This is a genomic window from Devosia sp. CAU 1758 (assembly GCF_054482695.1).
Genome location: NZ_JBTLRJ010000002.1, coordinates 768,374 through 786,644, shown reverse-complemented (window position 1 = coordinate 786,644; position 18,271 = coordinate 768,374). Strand labels below are relative to the sequence as shown.

Below are 18,271 nucleotides of genomic sequence, written 5' to 3'. Positions count from 1 at the left end.
ATGACTGTTGAAACCATCGCTCCCCTGGAGGAAACGGTTCGCCCGGTGCACCAGCGCGAATCCCAGCTGGGGCTCATGTGGAGGCGTTTCCGCCAGCACCAGCTGGCCGTTGTCAGCCTGTGGATAGTGGTCGCATTCTACCTGATAGCGGCCCTCGCCGAATTTCTGGCGCCCGCCGATCCTTCGGACTACAGCGCGAGGTACACTTACGCCCCGCCCCAGGGTCTCAACTTCATCATCGAAAACGCCGATGGTGGCTTGTCCTTCATGCCGCATGTCAACGGCTATGCCTCCGAAATCGACCCAAAGGCGATGCGGCGCACCTTTGTGGTGGACGAGGAAGAAATCATCCCTGTCCGCTTCTTCGCGCCCGCCGAGCCCTATCTGCTGGCCGGGTTCATTCCGATGTCGATCAAGTTCATCGGAGTCGAAAACCCCCGCGACCCCTTCTACATCATTGGCGCCGACCGGCTGGGTCGCGACATGCTGAGCCGATTGATCCACGGCACCCGCATCTCGCTCAGCATCGGCCTTGCGGGTGTCACGCTGAGCCTCTTCTTTGGCATCGTCATCGGTGGCTTCGCCGGATTTTACGGCGGCTGGTTCGACAGTGCCGTCATGCGCATAGTCGAGTTCATTCGTTCCATGCCCACCATTCCACTCTGGCTCGGGCTGGCAGCGGCCATGCCCAAGGACTGGAACGCCCTCCAAACCTATTTCGCCATCACGATCATACTCTCGCTGATCGGCTGGACCGAACTGGCCCGAGTGGTGCGCGGTCGCTTCCTCAGCCTGCGGACCGAGGATTTCGTCACAGCGGCCCAGCTCGATGGCGCCAGCGACTGGCGCATTATCACCCGCCACATGGTGCCCAGCTTCACCAGTCACATCATCGCGGCGGCAACCCTCGCCATTCCCGGTATGATCCTGGCCGAAACGGCGCTGAGCTTTCTCGGCCTCGGCCTGCAGGCGCCCATCGTCAGCTGGGGCACGCTGCTTCAGGAGGCCCAGAACATTCGCACTCTCGCCACGGCCCCCTGGCTTCTCGCCCCCGGGCTCTGTGTTGTGATCATGATCCTTGCCCTCAATTTCTTCGGAGACGGCCTTCGCGATGCCGCAGATCCCCATGGCCGGTGAACCCATTCTCGCTGTCAGAGACATGTCCATCACCTTCTCCTCGCCCGACGAGGCAGATATCGAGGCGGTGCGGCAGGTCGACCTGACCCTCACCCCCGGCAAGACACTGGCGCTGGTCGGCGAAAGCGGCTGCGGCAAATCCGTCACGGCCCGTGCCGTGCTCCGCCTGCTGGACCGCAATGCCAAAATCCCCAGCGGCCAGATCCTTTTCGATACCGGTAATGGCGCGGTGGACATCGCAAAACTCAAACCCGACAGCCTGGCCATGCGCTCGATCCGGGGCGCCGAAATCTCGATGATTTTCCAGGAGCCGATGTCTTCGCTTTCCCCGGTCCACACCATTGGCGACCAGATCGACGAGATCATCGTGCTGCATGACCGGCTGACGCAAAAGCAGGCACGCGAACGCACCATCGCGCTGCTCGATCAGGTCGGGGTGCCCGGCGCCCGCGACCGCGCCAATGCCTATCCCTTCGAGCTTTCGGGTGGTCTGAGGCAACGCGCCATGATTGCCATGGCGCTGGCCTGTACCCCCAAACTGCTCATTGCCGACGAGCCGACCACTGCGCTCGACGTCACCACTCAAGCCCAGATCCTCGACCTGCTGCGCCAGCTCCAGGACGATTACGGCATGGCCATGCTGTTCATCACTCATGACCTAGGCGTGGTTGCCGAAATCGCCGACGAGATCGCGGTCATGTATCTGGGCGACGTGGTCGAGCAGGGGGACGTGTTCGAGGTCTTCAAGGCTCCCCAGCATCCCTATACGCAGGCGCTGATGAACTCGGTGCCGCGCCTGGCGCGCAAGGCTGACCGGCAGCGCCTCTCGCCCATCAAGGGCACCGTGCCCTCGCCCCGCGACCGGCCACAAGGCTGTGCCTTTACCAGCCGATGCCCCCACGCCTTTGGGCCATGCCCGGGCATCCGGCCCGAACGCACCCTGGTCAGCACCGGCCATGTCGCCCGCTGCCACCTGCTGACCCATGAAAAAGCGGAGGCACTCGTATGACCACGCTTCTCACCGTCGAAAACCTCTCAAAAGTCTTCCACCTCGGAAGTGGCCTGTTCAAGCAGGGTCGCGAACTTGTGGCGCTCAACGACATCAACCTCACCGTGGAACAGGGCGAAACCCTCGCCATTGTCGGCGAGAGCGGCTGCGGCAAGACCACGCTCGGACGCTGCATCATCAAGGCCCAGCCGGTCTCGTCCGGTCGTGTCTTCTACCATGCCCAGGGCGGCCAGAGGGTCGATCTCACCTCGCTTAACAAGCGCGAGATCAAACCCTATCGCCGCGACATCCGCATGATCTTCCAGGACCCGATGAGTTCGCTCAATCCCAATATGCGTGTCTTCGACATCGTCGCCGAGCCGCTGCGCGTGCACCGACTGATGAGTGGCAAGGAACTGGAAGCGCGGGTCTATGACACACTGGCGAAGGTCGGTATTGCGCCCGACGCGGCTGGACGCTACCCGCATGCCTTTTCCGGCGGCCAGCGCCAGCGCATCGGCATTGCCCGCGCCCTAGTGCTCCAGCCCAAGCTGGTGATTGCCGACGAGGCGGTCTCGGCACTGGACGTCTCCATCCAGGCCCAGGTGCTGAATCTCCTCGACGATCTTAAGAGCGAATTCGGCCTCACCTATATCTTCATCAGCCATGACCTTGGCGTGGTCAATTACATCGCTGACCGGGTGGTAGTGATGTATCTGGGCCATGTGGTGGAAAATGCGCCCACCGAGTTGCTGTTCGATCGGCCGCGCCATCCCTATACGGAGATGTTGCTCAAGGCCCTCCCAATTGCCGATCCCACTCGGCGCAAGGGGCGCCGCGCCGAGCTCAGGGGCGAAATTCCCTATCTCGGCAACCGCCCGCAGGGCTGTCCGTTCCACACACGCTGCAAATATGCAGAGGACCTCTGCCGGGCCGAAAAGCCCCAATTGCGGGCCGTCAACGACACGGCGCAGACTGCCGCTTGCCACTTTGCCGAAACACTTGATCTGACCGGCGCCTATGACGCGCCGCAAAAGGCTTTTGCGTAATGACCTATGATCCGGCCACCGCCAATCCGCTGTTTGGCAATCCGCTCCATTCCCGTGCCGATGTGGAAAAGGGTCTCCGCAACCTCTTCAATCCGCTCCTGCCTTACTTTTCCGAGGGCGGCGCCCGCGTGCGGCTCGATGGGGCTGCAGCCCATTTTGACCGTGCGGCCGCCGATCTCGAAGGCTTTGCGCGCCCGCTCTGGGGCCTGACCCCGCTGGCCGCCGGGGGCGCCGATTTTGCCCATTGGGAACTCTACCGCCAGGGTCTGGCCAATGGCACCGATCCCGATCACCCCGAATATTGGGGTCAGGTCAATGCTACCGACCAACGCATGGTCGAACTGGCCGCCATTGGCTTCACCATGCGCATGGTGCCGCACCTGGTCTGGGAGCCGCTACCGCAGAAGGCCAAGGACAATCTGGCCGACTATTTGAAGCACGCCCGCAAATTCGACTACGCCGACAACAACTGGAAGTTCTTCCGCATCCTGGTCGATCTCGGGCTTGAGGAATGCGGCGTCACCTTCGATCGATCGCTGACGGAGAAATACCTCGAGGAACTCGACGGCTTCTATCTCGGCGATGGCTGGTATCGCGACGGGAATATCCGGCGCATCGACCATTACATTCCCTTCGCCATGCATTTCTATGGTCTGATCTACGCCAGGCTGGCACGGGGCGACGACAAGCGCGTGGCCGCCTATAAGGAACGGGCCAGGCTCTTTGCTAAGGACATCCAGCACTGGTTCGACGAAGACGGAGGCACTCTCGCCTTCGGGCGTTCGCTGACCTACCGCTTTGCCTGTGGCGGCTTCTGGGGCGCTCTGGCCTTTGCCGATGTGGAAGGTCTGCCCTGGGGCAAGATCAAGGGCCATTTCATGCGCCACCTGCGCTGGTGGGCCGACAAGCCCATCGCCCATGGCAATGGCGTGCTCTCCATCGGTTATGCCTATCCCAACCTCTTCATGTCCGAGAGCTACAATTCTGCCGGCTCGCCCTATTGGGCGCTCAAGGCCTTCCTGCCGCTGGCGCTTCCGGCCGATCACCCCTTCTGGGCCGCCGAGGAAGAGGAGGCAGGCTTCGACCACAAGCCCGTGCCGCTCCGGCATCCGGGCATGATCATGCAGCATTCCCCCGGCAATGTGGTAGCGCTCGCGAGCGGCCAGCAGAACTGGCAGATGCGGCACGGCACCGAAAAATACGCCAAGTTCGTCTATTCGAGCCGATATGGCTTTTCGGTGGAAGTGGACGAACGCGCCTACCATTCCGGCGCCTTCGACGGCGCCTTGGCGCTCAGCGATGATGGCCGCCACTACCGCGTTCGCGAGACCAATGAGAGCGCGCAGATCGCCGAGAATTGCCTCTTTGCCCGCTGGAAGCCCTGGAACGACGTCACGGTCGAAACCTGGCTGGTTCCGGCACACCATTGGCATATCCGCGTGCACCGGATCACTACGCCCCGCGCCCTGCACGGCACCGAGGGGGGCTTCGCCATCGACCGAGCCGACCTCAACGCCGATACCTATATCGACGAGGCCGGCCGCGCCGTCGCGAAATCGAAAGCCGATATCAGCGCCATCCTCGATCTCAATGGCCGGCGCGAGGGGCGTGCCTTCCGTGCCCTGCCCAATTCCAATCTCATTGCCTCCAAGACCATCGTCCCGCAATTGCGCGGTGATATTCCTGTCGGCACTAGCGTGCTTATGACGGCGGCCATGGCCCTGCCTGCTGGCGCAGATGCGGAAACGGCCCTTGCCACCCCGCCGCATGCGCCGGAGCTTGCGGCGCTCGAAGCCCTCTTCGCCCGCGAGGGGATCGACGTCAGCGCCATATTGGTTCCGGAGCGCTTCTGATGCGGCCCAAGCTCGCCTTTGCATTTGATCCGCACAAGACTCGGCATGTGTTCGACCAAGGCGCCATGGAGCGGCTCGCATCCTGTTGCGAGTTTCTCTCGCCCCAGCCGCTGACGAGCCTTTCCACGCCCGAGGCACGGGCCGTGCTGGCCGATACGGAAATTCTGGTCACCGGCTGGGGCTGTCCCATGCTGACCCAGGACGTGCTGCGCGCGGCGCCCAATTTGCAACTGGTGGCCCATGCCGCCGGCACGGTGAAGTTCACCGTCGACCCCGCCGCCTATGCCAGCGGCATTCGCGTCACCCATGCGGCCGAGGCCAATGCCGTGCCGGTGGCTGAATTCACACTGGCGGCAATCCTGTTTGCCAATAAGCGCATTTTCGAGCTGCGCGATCTCTATCGCGCCGATCCCACTCGCCGCTCCAGCTATGATTTGATGGACCGTCCCATCGGCAATTTCCGCCGCACTGTGGGCCTGGTCGGGGCCTCGCGCATCGGCCGCAAGGTTGCCGCCATGTTGTCCGGGTTCGAGTTCGACGTGCTGCTGTATGATCCCTTCGTGGCCGCCGACGACCCCATTGTCGACCAGGTCACCCTGGTCGACCTCGATACCCTGATGGCCCGCTCGGCTGTGGTCTCCATCCATGCCCCCTCCCTGCCCGATACGCGGGGGATGATCGGGGCGCGGCAATTGAAATTGATGCAGGACGGGGCGGCCTTCATCAACACCGCACGCGGGGCACTGGTGGACGAGGCAGCCCTGATTGCCGAACTGCAGACTGGCCGCATCCAGGGCATTATTGACGTCACCGATCCCGAGATTCCTCCCGCCGACTCGCCCCTGTTCGACCTGCCCAATGTCTTCCTCACCCCCCATGTCGCCGGCGCCATCGGCACCGAGCGGGCCAGGCTGGGTCTAATGGCGGTCGCGGAAGTCGAGCGCTTCGTGCGCGGTGAGCCCATGCTTTACGAGATAGAACCGGAACTGCTGGAGCGGCTGGCGTGATGCGCGATCCATTCGAGCATAGCTCTCATGGCCTCCAGGACTCCAATCGCACCACTGGAGCGATTGACCCCGCGGGACAGCCAGGAACCCCTCACCCGATTTCAGCGTCCCTTTCTCCCCTCGTGGGGGAAGGGGTCCGGGGGTCGGATGAGAGGAACGCCTGGCACCGGGCCCGCCTGCAATTCCTCACCTGGGATCGCACACCCGAAGACATCGACGCGCCCGAGCATCGCGCCCGTCAGGCCGAGCTGGTCGCGCGGGCTGGCGCCATTTTCCATCCCAGTGCCTATGTCGCTGCCGACGCCGCCATCTTCACCACCCGGCTGGAACTGGGCGAACACAGCTGGATCGCCGGCCACGCGCTGGTACGCGGCGAAGCGAGCTTCGGCGCTCACTGCACGGTCAATCCCTATGCCATGATTTCGGGCAAGGTGGTCTGCGGCCACGGTGTGCGCATCGCCAGCCATGTTTCGCTGATCGGCTTCAATCACGGCTTTGACGACCCGGACCTGCCAATCTATCGGCAGAAGCACGACACCCGGGGCATCATTATCGAGGACGATGTGTGGATCGGCGCCAATGCGGTCGTGGTCGATGGCGTCACCATCGGTCGTGGCGCGGTGATTGCCGCCGGCGCCGTGGTCAGCAAGGATGTGCCGCCCATGGCCATTGTCGGCGGCGTGCCGGCAAAGGTGTTGCGCTATCGTGGGCGGGGGCGGCGCGACGAGACTCGCACGCAATTGCAGGCCTTGGGTGACCGCGCCGCATCGCAGTTTTCGCATATTCTCAAACGCAACATGGTCGATGGCGACTATCTTTCGCGCGAGAGTCACGGCAATGCCCGCATGAGCATCCGCCATCTCTGCGACGCCATCGAGATCGCCATCGGCTTGGGCAGTGTTCCCGATGGTCTCGACATTGCCGCCTCCACTGCCCGCTTGCAGGCGGTGCAGGACCCGGAAACGGGCCTATTCCCCGATCCTTACCAGCCTCCTCGACAGGGAGTGGCGCAGCGCGACGATGGGCTGGCGCTCTACAATATTCTGGCCATTGGCTATGCGCTCGAAACGCTAGGTGCCAAGCCTCGGTATCCGGTTTCGGCGGTAGAATTGCCGGCCCCCGAGCTTTGCCAATGGCTCGAAAGCCTCCCCTGGCGCGACCGGGCATGGGGGGCAGGGGCCGGTGTCGACGCCATCGGCACGGCGCTCTATTTCAATGCCCGCTACTTTTCTACCGGCACCTCGCGCGAGACGCTGTTTGGCTGGCTCGCTCTCAATCAGGACCGCGCCTCTGGCCTTTGGGGTTTACCCACGAAGGACGAGGGCCTGCTGCAACCCATCAACGGCTTCTACCGTCTGACGCGCGGCACCTATGCTCAGTTCGGCCTGGCCGTGCCGCGCCCGGAGGCGGCAATCGACAGCGTGCTGCTCAACTATCGCAATTATAGCGGCTTCTCTGGCCGCACTCATACCGCCTGCAATCTCCTTGACACCATCCACCCGCTCTGGCTCTGCCTGTCGCAGACAGACTACCGCCGCGCGGAGGCTGAGGAGATTGCGCGCAGCATCATCGCCCGGGCCGGGGAGCGCTGGATCGACGATGAAGGGTTTGCCTTCGCAGATGGGCAGGTGCCCGGATTGCAGGGCACAGAGATGTGGCTCTCAGTGGTGCATCTGGCGGCAAAGCTGCTGGGCAAAGACCATGCGTTCTGCTTCGTGCCCAAGGGTGTGCACCGGACCGGGGCCGTGGGGCTGGGACTGTGATTCTTCTCCCCATCGGGGAGAAGAACAGGAAGGAACTCTGAGATGACCAGCAAGAAAGCCCTCGTCGTATGGGGCGGCATGGAACTGCATACTCCCGAGCGCGGCGCCCATGTGGTGCGGGAGCTGCTCGAGGAAGAGGACTTTTCCGTCACCATGACCTCCGACTATGACGTCCTCGGCGCCGAGGATGTCGGAAGCAATGATCTTGTCGTGCCGGTCATCACCGATGGCACCCTGGCGCCCGAAAAGATGAGCAACCTCATCGCCGCCATCCGGGCCGGGACCGGCCTTGCCGGCTACCATATGGGGCTGGCGACGACCTTCCGGTCGAGCGTCCCCTTCCGCTATGCAGCCAGCGTCTATTGGGTGCAGCATCCTGGCAATATCATGACCTACAGGGTCGACGTGACCCGCTCCGACCACCCGATCATGGCCGGCATCGAAAGCTTCGAGCACACGTCCGAGCAGTATTACCTCAACTACGATCCGGCGGTGGAGGTGCTGGCGACCACCACGTTTTCGGGCGAGCACCATCCGTGGCGCAAGGATGTGGTGATGCCCGTGGTCTTCACCACCAATCACGACCGGGGCCGAGTGTTTTATTCCTCGCTTGGCCACACCGCCGACGAACTGGAAATCCCGCAGGTGCGCACCATCCTCAAACGGGGACTGTTGTGGGCGGCTCGATGATCACTGTTGCTGTTGCGCCTGCTGGCGCAGCACTTCACTTTCGGGCAGCGCATCGGCATATTTCAGCTCGCGATTGGCCCGCGCCCAGAAGGCCGGATGCACCCGGTCGAGGAGGGCGGGTTCAGTCGGGGTGAGCGCCAAAGCCGATGCGGTAGCATCATCTAGGTAGAGAACGGCGTTCTGTCGATACCAAGCCGGTACCGCCTCGTCGGTCCAGATTTTCGGGCGCACGACGTCATAGGCTCCATAGCCACGGGTCGCGAACAGTCCGGCCCAATAGCTCTGCCACTGCTCATTGACGTGCCCGACGCCGCCCTGGCCCGGTATCGCTGCGCTGAACAGCACCGCTGGGGCCATTGCGACTAGGTCGCGCACGAAGCCGCCCGCCCGCCCTGTGGAGAGGTGTTCCGCCACCTCCAGCGACAGCACCAGGTCCACCCCTGGTCCCTCGAAGCTCTGTTCCAGGTCGCGGGCCTCGAACGCGATGCGCGGATCATCGAGCATGTCCGGCTTGACCCAATTCCCCTCCATGCCAAAGGCTGCCTCGGCCCCCATTTCCAGCGCCATGGCAAGAAATGTGCCCGTCCCGCAACCGACATCGGCCAGACGCGCGGAGGCCAGCCCCTTGGGCAGGGCTTCCAATATACGGCGTGCTGCGTGCCGCGTGTATTGGCCCCGGTTGGTATAGAAATCAGGCGGATAGAGAGTGTTGGTCATGCTGCATCCGGGGCCGTCATTGCATGCGATGCTATAGACGAAGCGGGAACATGCCCAGTTTTCGATCACATTTGCGCATTTGGCCGGCAGAGGTGACGGTTCGGTAAGGCATGTTCCGGCAGAACTATAAGCAGATACGGTTAAATCCATAGGCCGCCGGTGCCGATTATTAACTTCTTCTTCACGGCCCACGAGCCGGCGCTCATCGTCCTCGCGGCGGTGATCTGCCTGATTTCATCCTATGCCTGCATTGGCTTGCTGCGCCACGCTCACCGCGCCACTGGCCGCATGCGCACGGTCTGGACTGTGGTGGCGGCGCTGGCGGTGGGCTTTGGCATCTGGGCCACCCATTTCGTGGCGGTGCTGGCTTTCCGGCCCGGCTTCACCCTGGGCTATGACCTCTGGCTGACCGCGCTGTCCCTGCTGATTGCGATCCTGGTGTGTGGTGCCGGCATTGCCATGGCCATCCGCGGCACCAGCGCCATGGACCGTTTCCTCGGCGGCGCAATAGTCGGTATTGCCATCTCGTCCATGCACTATGCCGGCATCGCAGCCCTGGTCATGGGCGGTAGCCTCGTCTGGAACTCGGCCCTGGTGGCCGTCTCCATCATTGCCGGTATCGTGCTTGGCGGATTGGCCTTCGCCACCGGCATGCAAGGCGATATTCGTCGCCTGCTCGGCGGTGCATCGCTGCTGACCCTCGCCATCTGCGCCATGCATTTCACCGCCATGGCCTCGGCCGATTTCTCGCTGTGCTTCCCGCTATCCGCCGATGGCGGCCTGAACGGTTTCTGGCTCTCCGTGGCCCTTGCCTTCATTTCACTATTGCTGCTGGCATTGGCGTTGGGCAGCACCGTGCTCGACGAAGCCGACCGCCGCCGCACCGAACGCGAACAGCAGCGTGAACTGCGCGATGCTGCAAAGATTACTGCAGCGACGACCAGGCTCGAAGTGGCCATGACCCACATGGCCCAGGGACTGGGCCTTTATGACGCCAGCGGAAACCTGCAACTCTATAACCAGCGCTTCCCGACCCTTCTCCATATAGACCCCACCCGCGACCTCACCGGCATCAGCTTTGAGCAGACCTGCCGCCTGTCAATCATCGGCTCCGGCGAAGTCCCCGACGATCTCGAAGAACGCACCAGCACTGTCGTTACCAGCCATACGCCGCTGATTGAGCAGGGCGGGGAGATCGTGCATAATTTCTCCGAGGACCGCGTGCTGCAGGTCAGCCACAGCCCAATTGGCGACGGCTCCTGGGTCACCACCATTGACGACATCACCGAACGGCATCGCTCGCAGCGCGCCATCGCCCATCTGGCCCGGCACGATGGGCTGACGGGGCTGCCCAATCGCGCCCGCTTCAATGAGTCTTTCGATTGGGCCCTTGCCAAGGCGCATGAAAGCGACAGCCAGCTCGCCGTCATCGCCATCGACCTCGATCACTTCAAGGAGGTCAACGACAATCATGGCCACGCTGCCGGCGATCTGGTGCTCAAGACCTTGGCGAGCCGCTTCAACGCCCTGCTGCGTGAGGGCGAGGTGGTCGCGCGCCTGGGCGGCGACGAGTTTGCCGCTATCAAGGTCTTTTCAGGGATGGAGGCCCTGCGCGAATTTCTGGCCCGCATCGAGGATGCGCTCACCCGCCGGATCGAGACCGATGAGCTGACCGTCAATGCCGGTGGCAGCATCGGCGTGGCCGTCTATCCCGATGACGGGCGGGACCTCTCCAAGCTGATGAGCAATGCCGACCTTGCGATGTATCGCGCCAAGGCCGAGTTCGACCGTCGCATCTGCTACTATGAGCACGACATGGACGAGCAGGCGCGCCAGCGCCGCGACATGGCGCGCGACCTGTGGACGGCGCTGGACCAGAACGGATTCTACCTTGCCTACCAGGTGCAGAAATCCGTCGCCTCGGGCGACATCACCGGCTACGAGGTGCTGCTGCGCTGGAACCGGCCGGGCCATGGCAATGTCTCGCCGGCCGAGTTCATCCCGGTCGCCGAAGAATGCGGCGCCATCGGTGCCATTGGCATTTGGGTGCTCAAAATGGCTTGCCTCGATGCCGCGTCCTGGCCCGAGCCCTACAAAATCGCCGTCAATGTCTCGGGCGTGCAGCTGGCGCAGGTCGAGCTGATCGACACGGTGCGCAACGCGCTGTTCATGTCGGGACTGGCTCCCGAACGCCTGGAACTGGAAGTCACCGAAACCTCGATCATCGGCGACAAGCAGCGGGCGCTGCATATCCTGCGCCAGATCAAGGCCATGGGCGTGTCGATCGCCATCGACGATTTCGGCACTGGCTATTCCTCCCTCGAAACCCTGCGCAGCTTCCCCTTCGACAAGATCAAGCTCGACCGCTCCTTCATGAGCGAGGTGGAAAGCAACGAGCAGTCCAAGGCCATTGTGCGCGCCATCCTGGCCCTGGGCCGCAGCCTTTCCGTGCCGGTACTGGCCGAGGGCGTGGAAACCTATGCCCAGCTCGACGTGCTGCGCATTGAAGGTTGCACCGAGGCGCAGGGTTTCCTTTTGGGGCGTCCCGGCGCCATCGATTGGAAGGACCGGCTGGAGCCAGGTCTGCGCGCCTGAGGCACGTCGGCCATTTTGATTGACCCCGCCATGGGCCGGGAAGTAGCGTGCCGGCCATGGTTACGATCAAAGAAATTGCCGCTGCGGTCGGCGTCTCCAGCGCCACTGTGTCGCGTGTCCTCAACTACGATTCCACCCTTTCGATTTCCACGCGCAAGCGCCAGGCGATCATCGAGACGGCCGAGGCGCTGAACTATGCCACGCCGCGCAATCGCAACCGGGCCATCCAGCAGGGATTGTCCAAGGTGGCGCTGGTGCATTTCCTGCGGCCCGAACAGGAACTGGCTGATCCCTATTATGTCGCCCTGCGCCTCGGCATCGAAAGCCGCTGCGCCGCGCTCAAGATCGAAACGGTAAAAGTTTACCACACCGACGCCAAGCCGGACGCCGCCCTATTGCAGAACGCGTCCGGCGTCATTGCTATCGGCCGGCAGGACGAAGACGAGATTGAATGGTTGAAGCGCCATGCGCGGCAACTGGTCATGGCCGATTTCGTCGCCTTCGACGAGCAGATCGACAGCGTCCAGGCCGATCTGCGCCTTGCCACGGAGAGGCTTCTGCAATCCCTGGCCAGTCTCGGCTACAGGCGAATGGCCTATATCGGCCTGTTTGACCGGCGCGCCCAGACCTTTGTGGAATGGCTGACCAAGGCAGGCTGGTTCGATGACCGGCTTCTGCGCTCCGGCGACAAGACTGAAGAGGGCGGCTATCGTCTCGCCCGCGAACTTCTCCAGGAAAAGCGGCCGCCCGATATCATTGTCACCTTCAACGATTCCATGGCCATCGGCGTCTATCGTGCAGCCGCCGAACTGGGGCTGTCGATCCCGACCGATATCAGTATCGCCAGCTTCAACGACAATTCGGTGGCGCAGTTTCTCAATCCGCCGCTGACGACTGTCCATCTGCCGGCCGAGGAGATTGGCGAAACCGCCGTGGAACTATTGCTCGAACGGGTTGGCGGCCGCGATTTGGCCAAACAGATTACGCTGGCGACCAGCATTGTCTGGCGCGAAAGTACACGGGCACCAACGCCTTCCGGGACGTGTTGAAATCTCCGCGGTAAAAATTTACTGAAATTCTTGCGCGCGGGTCAAAAGTCATATTAGTCTGTCCCTTGGGTGAAGAGGAAACACCCGCTAGGGAGAAATTGCAATGACCCGTCTAACTTCGGGCTGGAAGCGCGCACTCGCTGTGGCGCTGGCCGGCACCAGCATATTCGGCATCACAAGCGCCGCCGCTGCCAACATCACCGTCTGGGCCTGGGACGCCAATTTCAATGGCGCTACGATGCAGCAGGCGTTTGACCGCTACCAGGCCAACAATCCTGACGACACCATCGACATCCAGATCTTCGACAAGGCCGCAATGGAGCAGAAGCTGCAGGCGCAGCTCGCATCGGGCCAGACCACTGGCCTGCCGGACATCGTGCTGGTGGAAGACTATCGCGCGCAGAAATATCTGCTCTCGTTCCCGGGCGCCTTCGAGCCCTTGACCGACCGTCTCGATTACTCGGCCTTCGCGCCTTACAAGGTCGAAGTGTCCACCGTTGACGGCGAGATCTATTCGGTCCCATTCGACTCCGGCGTGGCCGGGCTGTTCTATCGCTCCGACGTGCTGGCTGAAGCCGGCTATGGCGCCGAAGACCTCGAAGACATCACTTGGGATCGGCTGATCGAGATTGGCCAGGACGTCAAGGAAAAGACCGGCGAAATCCTGCTGCCGATCGATCCCAACGCTTCAGACACCTTCCGCATGATGCTGCAGTCTGCCGGCTCGTGGTATTTTGACGCTGACGGCAATGTCACCATTGCCGACAACCCGGTCTTCAAGAGCGCGCTCGAGACCTATCAGCGCCTGCTCGCTGCCGGCATCAGCAAGCCCAAGAACGGCTGGACCGAATATACCGGCAGCTTCACCTCGGGCGACACGCTCGCCACCACTACGGGCGTGTGGATGACGGCCACGATCAAGGCCAATCCCGATCAGTCCGGGCAGTGGGCTGTGGCTCCGCCGCCGCGCCTCGGCGATATCCCCGAATCGGTCAACGCCACCAATCTGGGCGGTTCGAGCTGGTATGTGCTCTCGTCGGCGCCCGAGAAGGAAAAGGCCATCGATTTCCTGGCCACCATCTGGGGCCAGGACGTGGACTTCTACCAGGACATCCTCATCAACCAGGGCGCCGTCGGCTCGCTGCTCGCGGCCCGCGAAGGCGAGGCCTACCAGGCCAGCGACGAGTTCTTCGGTGGCACCCCGGTGTGGCAGAACTGGTCTGACTGGCTGGGCGAAATCCCGGGCGTCAAATACGGCATCTTCACCGAAGAAGCCGACTCGGCTGTGGTTGCCCAGATCCCGGCCATCACCAGCGGTGGCAATATCGACGAGATCATCGCCACCATTGACGCTCAGGTCCGCCAGATGACCCAGTAAGCGACTATCCCGGAGGCGCTCCGGCGCCTCCGGCCTCCGGTGACCTCCGCCGTAAGGTGGAGGTCGTCGGCGATTGGCCGGCTACAGCCCGGCCTCATGGTCGATTGCAAGAGAAGAGGGTTGTGGCGTGGCGAACTCACGTATTGCACGCAGCGAACAGATCAATGGCTGGGCTTTTGTTATGCCCGCCTTGGTACTGATCGGCATTTTCATGATCTATCCGATCCTGTGGTCGCTCTGGATGAGCTTCCAGACCGGGCGCGGCATGCAACTCAGCTTCGGTGGGCTGGCGAACATCAGTCGCCTGGCTCAGGATCCGATCTTTATGCGGGCGCTTACCAATACGCTGATCTTCCTGGCCGTCCAGGTTCCGGTCATGCTGGTTCTGGCGCTGCTCTTCGCCAATGCACTCAACAATTCTCAGCTTTGGGGTCGCGGCATCTTTCGAACGGCAATCTTTCTGCCCTGCGTCACCTCGCTTGTCGCCTATTCGGTGATCTTCAAGTCGATGTTTGCCGGCGACGGCGTGGTCAACCAGACGCTGCTCAGCCTCAATATCATTGATGCCCCCATCGCCTGGCTGGCCGATCCCTTCTGGGCCAAATTCGTCATCATCACCGCCATCACCTGGCGCTGGACCGGCTACAATATGATCTTCTACCTGGCCGCGATGCAGAACATCGACCGCTCGATCTATGAAGCCGCCAGGATCGATGGCGTCCCCGCCTGGGCCCGGTTCTGGTACATCACCATACCCATGCTGAAGCCGGTTATCCTGTTCACCAGCGTCATCTCCACCATCGGCACCCTGCAATTGTTCGACGAACCAAACCTCATCACCCTGGGCGGTCCCTCGGATTCAACGCTGACACTGTCGATGTACATCTACAATTTGAGTTTCAAGTTCATGCCCAGCTTCGGCTATGCCGCGACGGTCAGCTACGTGATCGTGATCCTGGTGGCCTTGCTCAGCGTGCTGCAGTTCTTCGCTGCCCGGGAGCGCAAGGCATGAGCAATCCTCTAGACCTGATCGGCCGCGTAGCCCAATACGTGCTGCTCTCGATTGCGGCCTTTATCTCCATCTTTCCGTTCATCTGGATGGTCCTGGGTGCCACCAATACCTCGGCCGACATCATTCGGGGCAAGGCTACGCTCGGCTCGTCCCTTTTCGACAACATCGCCAGCTTCGCGGCCCAGGTGGAACTGCCGCGCATTCTGTTCAATTCACTGTTCATCGCCGGCGTTGGATCGGTTCTGACGCTGATCGTCGCATCCATGGCCGGCTACGGCTTCGAGATGTTCCGCTCGCGCTCTCGGGAGCGGGTCTTCAGCGTGCTGCTGCTGATGCTGTCCATACCCTTCGCCGCCCTGATGATTCCGCTCTTCATCATGATGGCCAACCTCAAGATGATTAACACCTATCAGGCGATCATCCTGCCTTCGGTCGCCTCGATCTTCATCATCTTCTACTTCCGGCAGGCGACCAAGGCCTTCCCGCATGAGCTGCGCGATGCAGCCAGGATCGACGGGCTCAAGGAATGGCAGATCTTCTTCTGGGTCTATATGCCGGTCATGCGCTCCACTTATGCGGCGGCGACGATCATCGTCTTCATGGCCAATTGGAACAATTACCTCTGGCCGCTGATCGTGCTGCAGACCAATGACATGTTCACCCTGACGCTCGCCGTCGCGGCGCTCAACGCCGGTTATACGCCCGATTTCGGCGTGATCATGGTCGGCGCCATCGTTGCCACCCTGCCCACGCTCGTCATCTTCTTCCTGCTCCAGCGCCAGTTCGTCCAGGGCATGCTGGGTGCCGTTAAATAGAGTATTTTATGCGTCCCCTGATCGACTTCAACACCGGCTGGCTGTTCGAGGGCAAGGACAGCGTCCGCCTGCCGCACAATGCGCTCGACCTGCCCTTCTCCTATTTTGACGAGAAGCAGTATCAGCGCGTCTTCACCTATGAAAAGCGCTTCACCGCCGACCCGTCCTGGCAGGGCAGGGAGGTTTCGGTGGTGTTCGATGGCGCCATGGCCAATGCGAAAGTCTGCCTCAACGGTACGGAAATCGCCGCCCACAAGGATGGCTATACCCCCTTCGAGGCGCGCCTTACCGGCAAGCTCCGCGATGGGGCGAACGTGCTGACCGTCTCCATCGACGGCTCCGAGAACCCGGAAATCCCACCCTTTGGCGGCCAGATCGATTACCTCACTTATGCCGGCATTTATCGCGAGGCCTGGCTGCGGGTGAGCGGGCCCATCTACATTGGTAACGGCAAGGTCGAAACGCCGGATGCGCTGGCAGAACAGAAGTCGGTGCGGGCCCGCATCGATCTCGCCAACCCGCAGGGCCTGCCGCTCTCGGGCACGCTGATCGCGACGCTCCGGGACAGCGCGGGCGCTACAATTGCCACCACGGAAGCCGCCATTGCCGGCCCCTCCGCCGAGTTCGGCTTCGACGATCTTTCTGGCATCGCGCTCTGGGACATCGACAATCCGGCGCTTTACACCCTCACCGTCGCCATCGACACCGAGCAGGGGCAGGACGAAGCAAGTTTCCGCTTCGGCTTCCGCACGGCCGAGTTCACCACTGATGGCTTCAAGCTCAATGGCCGGGTGCTCAAGCTGCGTGGCCTCAATCGCCACCAGTCCTTCCCTTATATCGGCTATGCGCTGGGCAAATCGGCGCAGGAGCGCGACGCCGAGATTTTAAAGCGCGAGCTCAAGCTCAACATGGTGCGCACCTCGCATTACCCGCAGAGCCACTACTTCCTTGATCGTTGTGACGAACTGGGCCTGCTGGTCTTCGAGGAAATCCCCGGCTGGCAGCATATCGGCGGCGAGGCCTGGAAGGATGAGAGCGTCGAAAACGTGCGGCGCATGATCACCCGCGACTGGAACCATCCCTCCATCGTCATCTGGGGCGTGCGCGTCAACGAAAGCGGCGACGATCACGATTTCTATCTTCGTACCAACGCCCTGGCGCGCGAATTGGACTCCACCCGCTCCACCGGCGGTGTGCGCTACATCACAGATAGCGAAATGCTCGAAGACGTTTACACCATGAACGACTTCATCCTGGGCAATGAGGAATGGGGCGGCAATCGTCCGCGTACCCCGCTCAGGCCGCAGCAGGAAGTCACCGGCCTTGATCGCGTCGTACCCTACATGATCACCGAATATGGCGGGCACATGTACCCGACAAAGTCCTGGGATCAGGAGCAGCGCCAGGCCGAACATGTGCTGCGCCATCTCGAAGTGCTCAACGCCGCCTATGGCGATCCACAGATTGCCGGCTGCATCGGCTGGTGCGCCTTCGACTACAACACCCACAAGGACTTCGGCTCCGGTGACCGCATCTGTCATCACGGCGTGATGGACATGTTCCGCGAGCCCAAATTCGCCGCCTATGCCTATATCAGTCAGTGCGAGGCGGACGACGAGGTGATCCTCAAGCCGGTGACCTTCTGGGCCCGTGGCGAGCGCAATATCGGCGGCGTGCTGCCGCTGATCATCCTCACCAATTGCGACGAGGTCGAACTGACATATGGCAGGAATGCGCCCAAGCGCTTCACGCCGGATCGCGAGGCCTTTCCACATCTGCCTCACGCTCCCGTCGTCATCAAACGCGAGCACCTGACTGACGAGGAACAGGGCCTCTGGGGCATGAGCTGGGAAGACGCCACCATCACCGGCTTTGTGAACGGCAAGCCGGCAAAGACCACCAGCTTTATTTCCGACCCCGTGGCCCATTCGCTAGAAGTAGTGCCCGATGCGTCCGACATTCATGCCCAGGGTGACACCACCCGCGTCATGATCCGGGCGCTCGATCAGTCGGGCAGGAAGCTGCCATTCTTCCCCGAACCGGTGTCCATCGAAGTCTCTGGCGCCGCCGAGCGCATCGGGCCCGGCCTGGTGCCGCTCCGCGCCGGCTCCACCGGTTTCTGGCTCAAGTCCACGGGCAGGGGCCAGATCACCGTCACCGTCACCAGCGAACGGCTTGGCCGCGCTGTCGCAACCCTATCCGCAAGCTGAGGAACGCT

The 18,271-nt window shown here is 62.2% G+C and carries 14 protein-coding genes; 13 read left to right on the top strand and 1 reads right to left on the bottom strand.

Going from position 1 to position 18,271, the window contains the following annotated elements; translation table 11 throughout:
- From ACXYMS_RS09855 to ACXYMS_RS09825, 7 genes are read left to right on the top strand one after another with little or no spacing between them, the layout of a single operon-like run.
- On the top strand, positions 1-1,137 hold the full coding sequence (locus ACXYMS_RS09855; RefSeq protein ID WP_458905842.1) for an ABC transporter permease: 1,137 nt from the start codon (positions 1-3) through the stop codon (positions 1,135-1,137).
- Complete coding sequence (locus tag ACXYMS_RS09850) at positions 1,121-2,146, top strand: ABC transporter ATP-binding protein (protein WP_458905957.1); 1,026 nt, start codon at positions 1,121-1,123, stop codon at positions 2,144-2,146. Before ACXYMS_RS09855 ends, ACXYMS_RS09850 begins: the two co-directional genes overlap by 17 nt.
- A complete protein-coding gene (locus ACXYMS_RS09845) occupies positions 2,143-3,174 on the top strand; it encodes an ABC transporter ATP-binding protein (RefSeq protein ID WP_458905841.1) in 1,032 nt (343 codons plus the stop codon). The genes ACXYMS_RS09850 and ACXYMS_RS09845 overlap by 4 nt, the downstream gene beginning before the upstream one ends.
- Positions 3,174-5,027, top strand: a complete 1,854-nt coding sequence (locus ACXYMS_RS09840) for a DUF2264 domain-containing protein (RefSeq protein WP_458905840.1) — start codon at positions 3,174-3,176, stop codon at positions 5,025-5,027. The genes ACXYMS_RS09845 and ACXYMS_RS09840 overlap by 1 nt, the downstream gene beginning before the upstream one ends.
- Positions 5,024-6,034 carry a hydroxyacid dehydrogenase gene (locus ACXYMS_RS09835; protein ID WP_458905955.1) on the top strand — a complete coding sequence of 337 codons (1,011 nt, stop codon included), beginning with the start codon at positions 5,024-5,026 and terminating at the stop codon, positions 6,032-6,034. Before ACXYMS_RS09840 ends, ACXYMS_RS09835 begins: the two co-directional genes overlap by 4 nt.
- Positions 6,034-7,797 carry an acyltransferase gene (locus tag ACXYMS_RS09830; protein ID WP_458905838.1) on the top strand — a complete coding sequence of 588 codons (1,764 nt, stop codon included), beginning with the start codon at positions 6,034-6,036 and terminating at the stop codon, positions 7,795-7,797. The genes ACXYMS_RS09835 and ACXYMS_RS09830 overlap by 1 nt, the downstream gene beginning before the upstream one ends.
- A gap of 42 nt (positions 7,798-7,839) precedes the next feature.
- Positions 7,840-8,487 carry a ThuA domain-containing protein gene (locus ACXYMS_RS09825; protein WP_458905837.1) on the top strand — a complete coding sequence of 216 codons (648 nt, stop codon included), beginning with the start codon at positions 7,840-7,842 and terminating at the stop codon, positions 8,485-8,487.
- On the opposite strand, the gene ACXYMS_RS09820 is transcribed toward ACXYMS_RS09825, so the two are convergent.
- On the bottom strand, positions 8,488-9,204 hold the full coding sequence (locus ACXYMS_RS09820) for a class I SAM-dependent methyltransferase (RefSeq protein WP_458905835.1): 717 nt from the start codon (positions 9,202-9,204) through the stop codon (positions 8,488-8,490). It abuts the gene before it with no gap.
- A gap of 159 nt (positions 9,205-9,363) precedes the next feature.
- Between ACXYMS_RS09820 and ACXYMS_RS09815 the strand changes: the two genes are divergently transcribed.
- From ACXYMS_RS09815 to ACXYMS_RS09790, 6 genes are all read left to right on the top strand, one after another.
- Positions 9,364-11,799, top strand: coding sequence for a putative bifunctional diguanylate cyclase/phosphodiesterase (locus tag ACXYMS_RS09815; RefSeq protein ID WP_458905833.1), 2,436 nt, complete (start codon positions 9,364-9,366; stop codon positions 11,797-11,799).
- Between the two features lie 56 nt (positions 11,800-11,855).
- Complete coding sequence (locus ACXYMS_RS09810) at positions 11,856-12,848, top strand: LacI family DNA-binding transcriptional regulator (RefSeq protein WP_458905831.1); 993 nt, start codon at positions 11,856-11,858, stop codon at positions 12,846-12,848.
- Positions 12,849-12,951: 103 nt separating this feature from the next.
- A complete protein-coding gene (locus tag ACXYMS_RS09805; RefSeq protein ID WP_458905829.1) occupies positions 12,952-14,226 on the top strand; it encodes an ABC transporter substrate-binding protein in 1,275 nt (424 codons plus the stop codon).
- A gap of 181 nt (positions 14,227-14,407) precedes the next feature.
- Positions 14,408-15,238 (top strand): carbohydrate ABC transporter permease, encoded by an 831-nt coding sequence (locus tag ACXYMS_RS09800; RefSeq protein ID WP_458905953.1) that lies wholly within the window; start codon positions 14,408-14,410, stop codon positions 15,236-15,238.
- On the top strand, positions 15,235-16,053 hold the full coding sequence (locus tag ACXYMS_RS09795) for a carbohydrate ABC transporter permease (RefSeq protein ID WP_458905827.1): 819 nt from the start codon (positions 15,235-15,237) through the stop codon (positions 16,051-16,053). The genes ACXYMS_RS09800 and ACXYMS_RS09795 overlap by 4 nt, the downstream gene beginning before the upstream one ends.
- Positions 16,054-16,061: 8 nt before the next feature.
- Entirely contained in the window at positions 16,062-18,263 is a 2,202-nt protein-coding gene (locus tag ACXYMS_RS09790) for a glycoside hydrolase family 2 protein (RefSeq protein ID WP_458905825.1), read from the top strand.
- Positions 18,264-18,271 lie beyond the last annotated feature (8 nt).